This is a genomic window from Paenibacillus polysaccharolyticus, from assembly GCF_900102085.1.
GTDB lineage: Bacteria > Bacillota > Bacilli > Paenibacillales > Paenibacillaceae > Paenibacillus > Paenibacillus polysaccharolyticus.
Genome location: NZ_FMVM01000016.1, coordinates 62,173 through 75,573, shown reverse-complemented (window position 1 = coordinate 75,573; position 13,401 = coordinate 62,173). Strand labels below are relative to the sequence as shown.

Genomic DNA, 13,401 nt, shown 5'->3' with positions numbered 1-13,401 from the left:
CTTGAATTTCAGGGGGTCTTTTGTTGTTGCTTTGGATTGTCAGGCTGGTGCGGAGACGGAGAGTCACCAAAAATGAAAATCAAAAAGGACCAGGTGGTAGACCCAGTCCTTTTCTGTTCAAGCTGTCTCAGACCTGAATGCCATTCTAGAAAATGGCGTCAGCTTCCACGATGACTTTGACGTTAGTAACGCTACGGTCTTCGGGTCCTTTAACGGGCAGTCCAACCTCAACATGATCAATGATATAATCGATGTTTTCTTGCGTAATGACCTCGCCCGGAAGCAGGATCGGAATACCTGGCGGGTACACATAAATGAACTCCGAGATAATGCGTCCAGCGGATTCCTTGAAAGGAATGACCTCAGTATCTCCGTAAAAAGCATCACGCGGGGTCAACATCAGCTGAGGGATGTCTGGAACTTTGACAACCAGTTCATGCGCCGGATTGACCTGATAATAAGTACGGGACAAATCCTGTAGCGCATTAAGCAAGATATTCACGCTGTCATCTGTATCACCTGGCGTGATAAGGCACAGAATATTGTACATGTCGCTAAGCTCTACTTCGATATTATAATGCTCACGCAGCCAGTTCTCGGTTTCGTAGCCTGTAATGCCGAGATGGCGCACATGAATCGTGACTTTTGTTGGGTCATAATTGAAAGTGGCTTCTGTGCCTAACAGCTCTTTTCCGAAACAGTACAAGCCATCAATATCATTGATTGTACGTCTTGCAAACTCAGCAAGATCAATCGCCTTTTGCGCAATCTCATGACCATGGAGCGCCAGGTTGCGTCTGGAGGTGTCCAGCGATGCAAGCAATACGTATGACGTGGATGTGGATGTCAGCAGGCTGAGAATGGTCTGTACACGTTGTGGGTTGACATACCCGTTCTTGGTATTCAGATTCAGCACAGAGCTCTGTGTCATCGAACCACCAAGCTTGTGCACACTTGTAGCAGCCATATCGGCTCCAGCGGCCATTGCAGACAGCGGCAGATCCTCATGGAAATGAATGAGTACCCCGTGTGCTTCGTCCACCAGAACGGGTACTTGATAGCTGTGAGCCAGCTCTACGATGGACTTCAGGTCCGTACATACACCGTAATAGGTTGGATTAATGACTAACAGAGCTTTGGCATCCGGGTGACGCTCAAGCGCACGACGGATCGATTGAATGGTTACACCGTGATCGATACCAAGGTTAACATCCTGTGCAGGAGAAACAAATACAGGTTTGGCTCCTGAGAAAATAATAGCAGACAGGACAGATTTGTGTACGTTGCGGGGCACGATAATTTTGTCCCCAGGTCCGCATACCGATAGAATCATCGTCATAATCGCACTGCTTGTACCCTGTACACTAAAATAGGTATAATCGGCTCCAAAGGCATCTGCGGCAAGCATCTGTGCTTCCCGAATGACAGCTGTGGGTTGATGCAGGTCATCGAGTGGTGCGATATTGATTAAATCTATGGAGAAGGCATTATCGCCTATAAATTCACGGAATTCGGTATCCGCTCCCAATCCTTTTTTATGTCCCGGAATATGAAACTGTACGGGATTGAGTGCCGCGTGATCTTTCAAAGCGGTAAACAGCGGCGTACGGTGGTGATTCATCAGTGCTGTCACAACCCTTCCTAAGTAAAATGGTAAACAAAGATGAGTATAGCAAAATAAGCACTGAATGCAAGCGGTATGAACGACAAATTTTTGAATTGGTGAGATTTGCTTGTCATGCCCCCGGTTACACTATGTGTAGAGGAACGGTAAATGAACCTTGAAAGGGGAAAAAGAATGCAAACCGACATCAAACCAGCCAAGATCTTAAGATCGCCTTTTTTTATTGCGATGTGGCTGACACTTTTTCTAGTGGAGATCATCAAGGGGGCACTGCTGGTCGCCGTTCTCCCCGTATATATGGACAATATTCTGGGGTTGTCTGCTGGCGTTATCGGCGTAGCATTTGCTCTTCAATATCTGGGGGATAATCTGTTCAGAGCCCCTTCAGGCTGGGCAGCAGAACGAATCGGTTTCCGCGCCACGATGGTAACGGCTCTGATCTGTACTTTGATTGCCGTGATCATGATTCTTTTTCTCAAAAGTGCAGTTGGACTATCTATGGCTTGCCTCATTCTCGGAATCGGCACGTCACCCCTGTGGCCCTGCGCAATGACGGGAGTAACTGCAATGTCAGGCCCACAGAATAAAAATGGAACAGCGATGGGTGCGCTGGAAATGGCGGCTTTGGGAGGCACGGGGCTCGGGCCTGTTGGCATGAACTGGCTACTGGAGCGGACCGATCATGATTACCGTACAATCTTCCTCGTTCTGATGGGATGTGCGATTCTGGTCATTCTGGTCGCTATGATTCTTCCGGGCCGCGTTGTGGCTCAGGGGGAACAAGCAACAGGAGCAGGAGATGCTAGAGAAGACCGAATGTCTGCAAATCAGAAATATCCAGCCAAGCCGAATCTTCTTACTCCGTTTATTCGGTTACAACAGAGCGTAAAGCGTACATTACACCGGGTGCGTAGCACACTCAACGTTAATCCGCTGGTCTATCCTGCGCTATTTATGCAGTCGTTTGTGATTGGCCTGCTCAGCCCTGTCATTACGCTGTATACACGAACAGATCTGAATATCTCACCCAATCTGTATAGCCTGCTACTCATTGCAGGAGGAGGGATTACCGTCATCGCACTGCTTCCTGTTGGGAAAATGGTGGACAAGTTCGGCACGAAGCCGTTCCTGAATATCGGTTTTTTGATGGCGGCAGCAAGTTTGTTTGTTTTCTCGACAGTGACAGCCATTCCCGTTGTTTTTGGCATTGTCATGCTTGTTGGCGTAAGTTATGCGATGATTCTTCCGGCTTGGAATGCATTTGTTGCCACACTGATTCCGGAAGGGGAACGCGGGGCAATTTGGGGGTTCTTCCTTACTTTGCAAGGTTCGGGTATGGTTTTTGGTCCGATTGTGTCGGGGTTGTTATGGGATCACATCAGTCATCCGGCTCCGTTTATCGCGAGCGCTCTTGTAATGGCCGGACTTTTCGTCGTTCACTTTGTCTTGGCACGCAAGCCTTACCGTACCGCACCTGCTGGATAGATGAAGGATATAAAAAAGGAGATCCATAACCTGATCAGGGTTGAGGATCTTCTTTTTTTGATGTGTTGTGATTCCTGGGAGTCGTCAATTAGTGCAAATGAAGTGAGTTATGTCGGCTGTACAACATGATGATCATGATTTTGTCACTTGTACATATTGGAGCAGAAAAGATTCGAATCACGATGAATTACCGGGGGCTTGCCCCTGTGCATCTGCGGAAAGCTTCAATTCGGATTCGTATTCCGTGAAAAATAGTCAAATAACCAAGTACCCTTACATAAAATGAAGTATAAAATAGGGTAAGCCGATGTAACACAAGCGCTTGAAACATGAGGGCCGGAGCAGATCCGGTACAGATGGAGGGAGTGCCGTGAACAAGAGTTATGAAGTTGAATATTGCAATCTGGAGCTGCGGTTCAACCGTCGGCATATCCAAAATCTAATCAAAGACCTAATTCGTGAGGGGTATTCACTATATTGGAGCGAGGACGAATCCTTCTTTATCCTGTCAGTCCGCACCGGACGTAAGCTGGTAAAGCTCCGTTTTCAACAAACACGCAGTGGGAACTATAAAATGACAGGAGATTATCTGATCAAGGATGCCAAGCTCGCAGAGTGGTTGGAGAAACTGATTGGCGATACACGCGGGCATGCTGTGGTGAAACGCTTCAAGGATCAGCAAATGACGGTGGAGAATATTCTGTTTGGTGAAGTCATTCGTCTGGTGGAAGTGTCGGGATTCAAGCAACGAGTTATTTTTCAAAAAGAACCTGCGCCTACGGCGGAAGAGATGGAAGAAATGTTCCTCTCGCGCGAAGGCGAAGAACGACTGATGCTACTGCGTATGGAGATCGACGATGAACTGGAGCGCCTGTATAATGCTGTACAGATCGATAATACAGAGAAGGCCAATGCCTGCCGTGAAGCACTGCAGCGATTGTCCGGGCATCTGCTGATGCTGGAAGGATGAGACCAAGCGTGTTTGAGCATCGTTTTTGTTGAAAGGGGCTGTTCCCAAAGGTCATTAACGGACTAGGGGCGGCCCCTTGATATGTAGAGGGAATGTTAGTTTTGGATTCTGAATCTCTGGACTTGTACTTTTCCGCTCGTCTACGGACGCTGAGGATCAATAATGGAATAGTCCGAACTGTCTATATGAGTATCAAATTCCTCAATCCCTTGTTCCAGAATTAGATCTGCTTCATCTGGGGTGATCGGAATGACCCACAACAGAGGGACTGTCTCCTGACCAATTTGAATAAGTTCGAGAGCTTCCTTTTCTCCCCGCAATTCGTCAATAAGTAAGGCAGTCGCATTCCATTCTGTGGGTGCTAGCGTACTTGATTTCATCACACGCGGGATATCCGAATCTGGAGCATTTTCGATATGATGCGTAATGATATCTGCCAAGTAGGTGTTGACACGTTCTACACTTACACCGCCTAAATCGGAAGGTAGCGCAAGCATCCACTCTGCGGAGACTTGTTCCCCTGAAGGTCGGGTAGCTTGAGATAAACCTACAGTGACGAACCGGGAAATCTCAGACTGCAACGTTGCAGGGAAATAATAGATTTCCACATAGACGTTGCGCTCTGTTTTAGAAAGTACGATTCTGCTCTCAGGCATACCCCATTCATTCATATACGTTCCCAAAAGAAAAGTTCTACGGATATCCAGTGAAAACCGTTCTTCGTTTGAAAGCTGCTCATAGCTCATTCACAAGTTCCTCCACTCTGATGGTGATTCATTACTCTTACTATAATAACGTATTTTATGAAAATACGATGAACACCTTTGCTGATTACAGCGATTTCCCGCTATCCGGCTCGGGTGGAGGGTTCACTTTCATACATAAAACCGTTAAAATGGGTGTATTGTTGAGATTTTTTTTCAATAAAATTAATTGGAGTAAAGGATGGAGGACCAGATGACAAAACAACAAATCGGCGTAATCGGCCTGGCAGTCATGGGTAAAAATTTGGCCTTTAATATTGAAAGCAGAGGATTTTCAGTATCGGTATTTAACCGTTCCCCAGAGAAGACACATGACCTGCTGAAAGAAGCCGAGGGCAGAAACCTGACAGGTACATTCTCCATTGAAGAATTCGTAGCCTCCCTGGAATCCCCGCGCAAAATTCTGATCATGGTACAAGCAGGTAAAGCTACAGATGCTACTATCGAGCAATTGCTTCCTCATTTGGATCAAGGAGATATCATCATCGACGGCGGAAATGCCTATTTCCCTGACACGGTTCGCCGCAGTAAAGAACTGGAAGACAAAGGCATTCGCTTTATCGGTACAGGCGTATCCGGCGGTGAAGAAGGTGCACTGAAAGGACCTTCCATTATGCCAGGCGGACAAGAAAGTGCTTATAAACTGGTGGAACCGATCCTGACGGCGATCTCGGCCAAAGTCGGTGACGACCCATGTTGTACATATATCGGACCTGACGGTGCGGGACACTACGTTAAAATGGTGCATAACGGTATCGAATACGGTGACATGCAGTTGATTGGTGAAGCATACCACTTGCTGAAATCGGTACTGAATGTATCGGTAGAGGAATTGCATCAAATTTTCACAGAGTGGAACCAAGGCGAACTCGACAGCTACCTGATCGAGATCACTGCGGACATCTTCTCCAAATACGATCCGGAAACGGGCAAACCGATGGTTGATGTCATTTTGGATGCCGCTGGACAAAAGGGAACAGGTAAATGGACAAGCCAAAGCGCGCTGGATCTCGGCGTACCATTGTCCATGATTACGGAATCCGTATTCTCCCGTTTCTTGTCGGCGATGAAAGACGAGCGTATCGCTGCAAGCAAAATCCTGAGCGGACCTAAGGCCGAAGCGTTCTCCGGTGACAAAAAAGCGTTCATCGAGAGCGTGCGCAAAGCGCTGTTCGCAAGTAAAATCGTATCCTACGCTCAAGGTTTCGCACAGATGCGTGCCGCATCCGACGAATATGGCTGGGATCTGAAATACGGCAACATCGCGATGATCTTCCGCGGCGGTTGCATTATCCGTTCGCAGTTCCTGCAAAACATCAAGGAAGCATACGACAAAGATGCAGCCCTGAAAAACCTGCTCCTTGATCCATACTTCCAAAACATCGTGGAATCCTACCAGGATGCATGGCGTGAAGTGGTAGCCGTTGCGGTGAAACAAGGTATTCCGGTACCAGGCTTCTCCAGCGCGTTGTCTTACTACGACAGCTACCGTACAGAGCGTTTGCCAGCAAACTTGCTGCAAGCACAACGTGACTACTTCGGCGCACACACATTCAAACGTGTCGACAAAGAAGGAAGCTTCCATCACAACTGGATGGAGTAGTATTCGAATCATAGCATGTAAAGAGGGACTTGGAGGATCGGTTTAAACCGACAACCACCAGGTTCCTCTTTTTTCATACGATAAGAGAAACTAAAAGTCTGTTGAGTAACATTAATGAATGAATGAAGATCATTGGGAGAGGAGGGACAGTATATACGGTCGTGGCTCGAAAGGAAGCTTGGTACAGGCATGGCCTTCCCCCGTTCGCAGGGCTGTGTTATGATAGGACAAAAGTGCTCACGAAATGCTTGAATTAAAGGAGTGTACACCTTGAGCAAGTCTAAAAATATTATTCTCATTGGCATGATGGGAACGGGCAAATCAACTGTTGCTGATATGCTTTCTCATGAGCTGGGATACCGGTTAATCGATGTGGATGCCGCGATTGAACAGGAGGAAGGCTGTACCATTCCGGAATTGTTTGCGGGCAAGGGAGAAGCGTACTTTCGTGACGTAGAGAACCGGGTGTTGTGCACGGTCCTTAAAAACGAAGGACAGGTCATTGCAACTGGAGGCGGGGTCGTACTTCGACCGGACAACTGTGAATCGATGTCAGCGAATGGCTGGGTTGTTGCCCTAACCGCAGACCCTGAGGTCATTGTGGAACGTGTGAGCGGGTGTGATAACCGTCCACTACTTGCAGGTAATGCCGAGGAACGCATTCGCACGATAATGGAAGAACGCAAAGATGCATATCGTTTTGCGGATTACACGGTGGATACTACTGCGTTGTCTGCGGCCGAAGTGACTCATTTAATTTTAGCGCATTACCGCGTCTAAGCTTGTTATCATCGAAGTTGAACGAGAGAGGAAGATTGAAAAACGGGCCATGTGGGCCCGTTTTGGGAAAAGCAGAGTGTGTGCTCCATTGGAAATTAACATTTTGAAAGGTTCGCCAGCGATAACAATGGCCCTAACTTTTTAATCTTCTTGTTGCCACTCCAGCATACCGCCGACCATATTGGTACAGCCGTCGTATCCAAGCTGTTGCAGATATTCACAAGCTCGTTCACTGCGATAACCGCTACGGCAGATGATCACGATCTCACCGGACTTATCAATCTCCGACAAGCGATCTGGAATCTGTCCCAGTGGAATATGTTTGGCACCGGCAATCATGCCTTGCGCGACCTCTTCGTCCTCGCGGACGTCTATCATCTGTAGCTTCTCCCCCGCTTGTAAACGGCGACGTAGCTCGGATGGTTGAATTTCTGCGATTTGTGTCATATTCAGGTCCTCTTTTCTATATGGACTTAACGCCTATAATGATACCCAAGGGAACCAGGGGATGTCAATTTGGCCTTACAGAGACTCACTAAAACCATTTATGCAGCTTCACTATTACAATCAATAAAAGGAGAATATCATCCATGGACGTTATTGTTAACCCTACCCCTAATTTGAACGGGGAAATCGGAGCTTTGTCCTCCAAAAACTACACCACCCGTTACCTGCTGGCCGCTGCGCTGGCGGAAGGAACAAGCACGATTCATTTTCCGGCACATAGTGAGGACAGCGATGCGATGCGCAGATGTATTCGCGATCTGGGCGCTGTGCTGGAAGAAGACGACAGCAAAATCGTCATTCAAGGTTTCGGAAGCCACCCCCGTGATGTACGTGAATTAAACGTAGGCAATGCCGGGGCAGTACTTCGTTTCCTGATGGGGGTTACCGCACTATGCCCTGAGGTAACTTTTGTGAATACATACCCTGATTCACTGGGTAAACGGCCGCATGATGATTTGATTGATGCACTTGGTCAAATGGGGGTACAGGTAGATCATCAGCAAGGGCGACTGCCGATTACAATTAAAGGCGGCCAGGCCAAAGGCGGACATATTCGCGTGTCTGGTTCTGTAAGCTCTCAGTATTTGAGCGCCTTGCTGTTTGTTACTCCGTTGCTTGCTGAAGACAGCACAATTGAGGTTCTGAATGATTTGAAATCCAAAGTGGTCATCGGTCAGACGCTGGAGGTTCTTGAACAAGCAGGGATCATCATCCACGCAAGCGATGATTACATGTCCTTCCGTGTACCTGGCGGACAGGCATACAAGCCAACAACGTATACTGTGCAAGGGGATTACCCTGGCTCGGCTGCCGTACTTGCTGCCGCAGCAGTTACACAGTCTGATGTGAAAATTCTCAGGCTGATGGAGCAGAGCAAGCAAGGGGAACGTGCCATCGTCGATGTGTTGCGTATGATGGAAGTGCCGCTCACTCATGAGAATGATGTGGTTCATGTTCAAGGAAATGGCCGATTGAAGGCGGTCGAATTCGACGGAGATGCGGCTACGGATGCTGTATTGGCTATGGTAGCGGCAGCAGTATTTGCGGAAGGTACGTCACGGTTTTATAATGTAGAGAACCTGCGTTACAAGGAATGTGACCGAATTACGGATTACTTAAATGAACTGCGCAAGGCCGGAGCGAACGTTGAGGAGCGTCAGGCTGAGATTATCGTACACGGGCGTCCGGAAGGTGTCGAGGGCGGCGTAGAGATTAATGCTCACTATGACCACCGTGTCATTATGGCGCTTACTGTCGTGGGTCTGCGAGCCAAGCAGCCTATCCGTATTCGGGATGCACACCATGTAGCCAAGTCATATCCGCAATATTTTGATCATTTGCAGGCGCTTGGCGCCTCGGTTCAGTGGGTAAAAGAGTAAATTAACACGTTAAGCAGAAAAGGATGGTGCTTGAACATGGAATTTAACAACCCTACTCGAGAAGAAATTGGACACATTTTGCGCAATGCAGGCAACATCGCTGTTGTCGGCTTATCGGACAAATCAGATCGTACCTCGTATATGGTCGCGGAAGCGATGCAGAGCAGAGGATACCGCATTATCCCTGTTAATCCGCAAGCACAGGGAGAGATTCTTGGCGAGAAGGTGTATGCCACACTCGCAGATATCCCCGAGCCTGTAGATATTGTTAATGTTTTTCGGCGTGAGGAGTTCTGCGCGGAAGTCGCTCGTGAAGCTGCTGCGATCAAGGCCAATGTATTATGGCTTCAACTCGGCATTCATAACGATGAGGCTGTCCAGATTGCGGCAGAGAACGGCATGACTGCAGTCACCAATCGTTGTATCAAGGTAGAAGATTCCATCGTTCTGCGCGGCGCTGGCCGCGGCTAAGAGGCCAAGCTGTCGTCATGAATTCGTTCTTGGCATCGCATATCCAATTCAGGATTGTAATGAACATCCCGCGTCTTTTCTAAGACACGGGATTTTTCCTGTTAAACATGATGCTTTTGTTTTGACAAAATGCTGTGTAAAGCTTACCATCTAGGATAGAAAGGAGAGGTCGCCATGAATTGGCTCGGATCCTTGCAGCAGCTCGGAAGAGCGGTTATGCTGCCTACAATGGTCCTGCCCGCTGCTGCCATTTTGCTCAGTGTGGGCAGTCTGCCCTGGGACGCCTGGGGAATGAAAGTTGTTGGTGAAGTGTCTACCGTGGCCGGACACGGTATTTTTTATTTTTTGCCGTATTTGTTCGCTGTCGGTGTGGCGCTGGGGCTCTCCAACCAGGCCGGTCAAGCTGGACTTGCAGCGCTGGCTGGTATCGTTATCTATGATCAGGTTACCCGAAATTTCGGGGATGGCACGGTGCAACCTGCATCATTAATTGGAATTATACTCGGTGCGTTAGCCGGTGGAATGCATAATCGGTTCAAAAGTATCAAACTGCCCGAAATCTTGCAATTTTTCGGCGGATCAAGGTTTGTTTTGCTTATCGTCGGACTCTGTTCGGCTCTTTTTTCCTGCTTTATGTTATGGCTTGCTCCGGTTCTGCAACATGGCCTGAATTCCATTGCAACATGGGAATACAGTCTTGGCGGTTTCGGATTGTTCATCTATGGTGTGTTATACAGGGTGCTGGTTGCTTTTGGGCTTCATCATCTGCTCAATAACGTATTCTGGTTCCAGCTAGGAACCTATGAAACGCCGAGTGGCAATATTGTGCAAGGGGATTTACCACGTTTCTTTGCTGGTGATCCGTCAGCTGGATTTTTCATGGCTGGACTTTTCCCGATTATGATGTTTGCTATCCCTGCGATTGCATTTGCCATTATTCAAGAGGCCAGGGAAGATCTAAAACCAAAAATCAGAAAAACGTTTCTGACTTCTGCATTGGTCTGTTTTTTAACAGGGGTGTCCGAGCAGATCGAGTTTGCTTTTCTTTTCGCGGCGCCGTATCTGTTTATCGTACATGCAGTGATGTCCGGGGTGGCCATGTGGCTAAGTTATTGGCTAGATATAAGGCATGGTTTCTCATACTCGGCTGGCGTTATTGATTACATACTCAATTTCCATCTGTCTGAGAATGCTTGGAAGCTCATTCCGATTGGCATACTATATGGGCTGGTCTATTATTTTCTGTTCCGCTGGGCGATTCGTACGTTCAAAATCCCGACACCAGGGCGAGAAGAAGGGTCTATGCTGGAAGATTGGGTTGGAAATATCCCTTATCAAGCTCCGTTGATTCTCGAAGCATTGGGCGGGAAAAGCAACATCGTGCAGGTGGAGGCATGTATTACACGCCTGCGTCTGACGGTTCACGATGATCGGTTGATCGATACGGGTGCAATGAAGAATCTGGGTTCTGCTGGACTGATCAAGCTCGGCGGCGGTAACGTGCAGGTTGTATTCGGCACCTATTCCGAACTGATTCGGGAAGAGATTGCGAAGTTGCTGGAACGGGATTTGCAGCAGGTACTGTTCGCAGCACCTGTGCAGGGGAAAATGCTTCCGATTGAGGAAGTTCCAGATCAGATTTTTGCAGCCAAGCTCGTTGGAGACGGTGTTGCTTTTGTACCGGAGCGAGGAGAACTGGTGTCGCCTGTCTTTGGAACGATCATGCATTTGTATCCAACGATGCATGCCCTAGGCATTTCTACACGAGAGGGACTGGAGGTTCTGCTTCATATCGGGATCGATACCTCACAGCTGAAAGGGCATTTTGAAGCGTTTGTGCAAGAAGGCGATACGGTTGAGCCTGGACAACTGCTGATCAAATTTGATCTGGCCGTATTAAGGGAACAAGCGGCGTCACTCACGACTCCGATGGTCATTACGAATCCGGATCGTGTAAAATCATGGAGTTTTGCTCCATTCAAGCAAGTGAAGAAAGGTCAGGCATCCGTCATGTCCGTGGTGCTCTATGACAGGAACGTTGGAGGGGTAGAATGAAGATACAAGGCATCAATGGAGCTGCAGGCATCGCCATCGGCAAAGCATTTGTCCTGCCCAGCTGGGAATGGGATCTACCCGACCAGAAGATGGATTCGGTGGATCTTGCCCAGGAATTCGAACGGCTGTACGAGGGGATACGGACATCGAAGGATGAGATCGAATATATCAAAAATGAGTTCAAAGAAGTTGTAGGACCTGAGGAATCCAGCATCTTTGATGCGCATCTGGCGATTCTGGAAGATCCGGTTTTCATGAATGAGATCCGCGGGATTATTGAGCGTCAGTATAAGGCGGCAGAGGTGGCGGTAAAAGAGGCGATAGACCACTTTGTCACCATGTTTGACCTTCTGGAAGATGAATATATGAAGGAGCGGGCGATCGATATCAAGGATGTCGGTAACCGCCTGCTTAAACATCTTCTGGGTGCACCTGAGATTACGTTACCTTCAGATACACAACCTTACATTCTCGTTGCTAAAGAGCTGTCACCGTCTCAATTGGCGCATTTAAATCCAAGCTATGTTTTGGGTATCGTTACGCTTATTGGAGGTAAAACGTCTCACTCGGCCATTATGGCACGTGCACTCGGGATTCCTCTCGTTTCCGGATTGGAAGCGAGTCTTGGCATGCCGGTCGAAACAGGGGACATGCTTGTCGTTGACGGTGATAATGGGTTGGTGTTCACAGACCCGGATCGCAAAACCATTGAACGTTACACGATGCTTCGCAACAAGGAGATGCAGAAAAAAGAACAGTTGCAGGTGCTTGCCACCGTAGATGCGGTGACCAAGGATGGATCTGTGCTGAAGCTTGCTTCCAACATCAGCTCCGTGAAGGAGCTTGATCTGGCTTTGAAACACGGAGCCAAAGGTGTAGGTTTGTTCCGAACTGAATTCCTGTATATGGATCGTTCGACCTTCCCTGGAGAGCAGGAACAGTATGAGGTGTACCGGCTTGTTGCCGAGAAAACAGCTGGACAGGCGGTTGTGATTCGCACACTCGACATTGGGGGCGACAAAGAGCTCGATTATTTTGAATTACCGGAAGAAGATAATCCGTTTCTGGGCTATCGAGCCATTCGAATCAGTTTGGATCGTAAGGATCTGTTCAAAACACAATTAACGGCCATTCTACGTGCAAGCGCAGCGGGCAATGTGAAAATTATGTATCCCATGATCTCATCGGTTGAGGAGTTACAACAAGCTAACGAAATCCTTCGGGAAGCGATGGCTGATCTGGATGAACGGGGCTTGGCCTACGATGCAAATATTCAGGTAGGCATTATGATTGAAGTCCCTGCTGCCGTGATGATTGCAGATCTTCTTGCGGAAGAAGCAGATTTCTTCAGTATCGGAACGAACGATCTGGTACAGTATGTTCTAGCGGTAGACCGAATGAATGAACAGATTGCTCATATGTATCATCCGTATCATCCGGCTGTTCTGCGTATGCTACGAGCGACCGTAGACGCAGCACATACGGCTGGGATTGACGTTAGTGTGTGTGGTGAGATGGCAGGGGACGAGCGCTCCATTCCGTTATGGCTGGAACTCGGGATTCGTCATCTCAGCATGTCTCCTCAATCCTTGCTGCGCGTGAAGCATAGAGTTTTGAATACTACGGCTGCTGATGCGAAGGAGGAGGCACGCAAGTGTTTTACCCTCAGAACGAGCAGTGAAATTGAACAGCGTTTGCAGATATTTAATGATGCGAGCGGCAGTCCTGACGACCAGAGCGGATCAAACGCATCTTAAAGTAAA

At 48.2% G+C, this 13,401-nt stretch carries 12 protein-coding genes; 9 read left to right on the top strand and 3 right to left on the bottom strand.

Annotation, left to right across the window (positions count from 1 at the left end; translation table 11 throughout):
• Window positions 1-145: 145 nt before the first annotated feature.
• Window positions 146-1,621, bottom strand: a complete 1,476-nt coding sequence (locus BLQ13_RS21220; protein ID WP_090923785.1) for an aminotransferase class I/II-fold pyridoxal phosphate-dependent enzyme — start codon at window positions 1,619-1,621, stop codon at window positions 146-148.
• A gap of 177 nt (window positions 1,622-1,798) precedes the next feature.
• Between BLQ13_RS21220 and BLQ13_RS21215 the strand changes: the two genes are divergently transcribed.
• The 3 genes from BLQ13_RS21215 to BLQ13_RS21210 all read left to right on the top strand — a co-directional run bounded on the left by BLQ13_RS21215 (window position 1,799) and on the right by BLQ13_RS21210 (window position 4,079).
• Window positions 1,799-3,109 (top strand): MFS transporter, encoded by a 1,311-nt coding sequence (locus BLQ13_RS21215; RefSeq protein ID WP_090923683.1) that lies wholly within the window; start codon window positions 1,799-1,801, stop codon window positions 3,107-3,109.
• 125 nt (window positions 3,110-3,234) lie between these two features.
• Window positions 3,235-3,357, top strand: coding sequence for a hypothetical protein (locus tag BLQ13_RS29055; protein WP_276326755.1), 123 nt, complete (start codon window positions 3,235-3,237; stop codon window positions 3,355-3,357).
• A gap of 122 nt (window positions 3,358-3,479) precedes the next feature.
• Complete coding sequence (locus BLQ13_RS21210) at window positions 3,480-4,079, top strand: hypothetical protein (RefSeq protein WP_090923682.1); 600 nt, start codon at window positions 3,480-3,482, stop codon at window positions 4,077-4,079.
• A gap of 140 nt (window positions 4,080-4,219) precedes the next feature.
• Here the strand turns inward: BLQ13_RS21210 and BLQ13_RS21205 are convergent, their stop codons facing one another.
• A complete protein-coding gene (locus BLQ13_RS21205) occupies window positions 4,220-4,825 on the bottom strand; it encodes a suppressor of fused domain protein (RefSeq protein WP_090923681.1) in 606 nt (201 codons plus the stop codon).
• A gap of 211 nt (window positions 4,826-5,036) precedes the next feature.
• Between BLQ13_RS21205 and gndA the strand changes: the two genes are divergently transcribed.
• Window positions 5,037-6,446 carry an NADP-dependent phosphogluconate dehydrogenase gene (gndA, locus tag BLQ13_RS21200; protein ID WP_090923680.1) on the top strand — a complete coding sequence of 470 codons (1,410 nt, stop codon included), beginning with the start codon at window positions 5,037-5,039 and terminating at the stop codon, window positions 6,444-6,446.
• 270 nt (window positions 6,447-6,716) lie between these two features.
• On the top strand, window positions 6,717-7,226 hold the full coding sequence (locus BLQ13_RS21195; RefSeq protein ID WP_244159405.1) for a shikimate kinase: 510 nt from the start codon (window positions 6,717-6,719) through the stop codon (window positions 7,224-7,226).
• 141 nt (window positions 7,227-7,367) lie between these two features.
• Here the strand turns inward: BLQ13_RS21195 and BLQ13_RS21190 are convergent, their stop codons facing one another.
• Window positions 7,368-7,673 carry a rhodanese-like domain-containing protein gene (locus tag BLQ13_RS21190; protein WP_090923679.1) on the bottom strand — a complete coding sequence of 102 codons (306 nt, stop codon included), beginning with the start codon at window positions 7,671-7,673 and terminating at the stop codon, window positions 7,368-7,370.
• Window positions 7,674-7,816: 143 nt separating this feature from the next.
• Here BLQ13_RS21190 and aroA point away from each other — a divergent pair, with 143 nt between their 5' ends.
• The 4 genes from aroA (at window position 7,817) to ptsP (ending at window position 13,395) form a co-directional block, all read left to right on the top strand.
• Complete coding sequence (gene aroA / locus BLQ13_RS21185) at window positions 7,817-9,112, top strand: 3-phosphoshikimate 1-carboxyvinyltransferase (protein WP_090923678.1); 1,296 nt, start codon at window positions 7,817-7,819, stop codon at window positions 9,110-9,112.
• A gap of 36 nt (window positions 9,113-9,148) precedes the next feature.
• Entirely contained in the window at window positions 9,149-9,583 is a 435-nt protein-coding gene (locus BLQ13_RS21180) for a CoA-binding protein (RefSeq protein WP_090923677.1), read from the top strand.
• 174 nt (window positions 9,584-9,757) lie between these two features.
• Window positions 9,758-11,638 (top strand): glucose PTS transporter subunit IIA, encoded by a 1,881-nt coding sequence (locus tag BLQ13_RS21175; protein WP_090923676.1) that lies wholly within the window; start codon window positions 9,758-9,760, stop codon window positions 11,636-11,638.
• Window positions 11,635-13,395, top strand: coding sequence for a phosphoenolpyruvate--protein phosphotransferase (gene ptsP / locus BLQ13_RS21170; protein ID WP_090923675.1), 1,761 nt, complete (start codon window positions 11,635-11,637; stop codon window positions 13,393-13,395). Before BLQ13_RS21175 ends, ptsP begins: the two co-directional genes overlap by 4 nt.
• Window positions 13,396-13,401: the final 6 nt, after the last annotated feature.

Bases quoted from the DNA above. Each gene is read 5' to 3' on its own strand.
- BLQ13_RS21180 (WP_090923677.1), top strand. From the start codon at position 9,149: ATGGAATTTAACAACCCTACTCGAGAAGAAATTGGACACATTTTGCGC.
- BLQ13_RS21190 (WP_090923679.1), bottom strand. From the start codon at position 7,673: ATGACACAAATCGCAGAAATTCAACCATCCGAGCTACGTCGCCGTTTA.
- aroA (WP_090923678.1), top strand. From the start codon at position 7,817: ATGGACGTTATTGTTAACCCTACCCCTAATTTGAACGGGGAAATCGGA.
- BLQ13_RS21205 (WP_090923681.1), bottom strand. From the start codon at position 4,825: ATGAGCTATGAGCAGCTTTCAAACGAAGAACGGTTTTCACTGGATATC.
- gndA (WP_090923680.1), top strand. From the start codon at position 5,037: ATGACAAAACAACAAATCGGCGTAATCGGCCTGGCAGTCATGGGTAAA.
- ptsP (WP_090923675.1), top strand. From the start codon at position 11,635: ATGAAGATACAAGGCATCAATGGAGCTGCAGGCATCGCCATCGGCAAA.
- BLQ13_RS21215 (WP_090923683.1), top strand. From the start codon at position 1,799: ATGCAAACCGACATCAAACCAGCCAAGATCTTAAGATCGCCTTTTTTT.
- BLQ13_RS21175 (WP_090923676.1), top strand. From the start codon at position 9,758: ATGAATTGGCTCGGATCCTTGCAGCAGCTCGGAAGAGCGGTTATGCTG.
- BLQ13_RS21220 (WP_090923785.1), bottom strand. From the start codon at position 1,621: ATGAATCACCACCGTACGCCGCTGTTTACCGCTTTGAAAGATCACGCG.
- BLQ13_RS29055 (WP_276326755.1), top strand. From the start codon at position 3,235: ATGATGATCATGATTTTGTCACTTGTACATATTGGAGCAGAAAAGATT.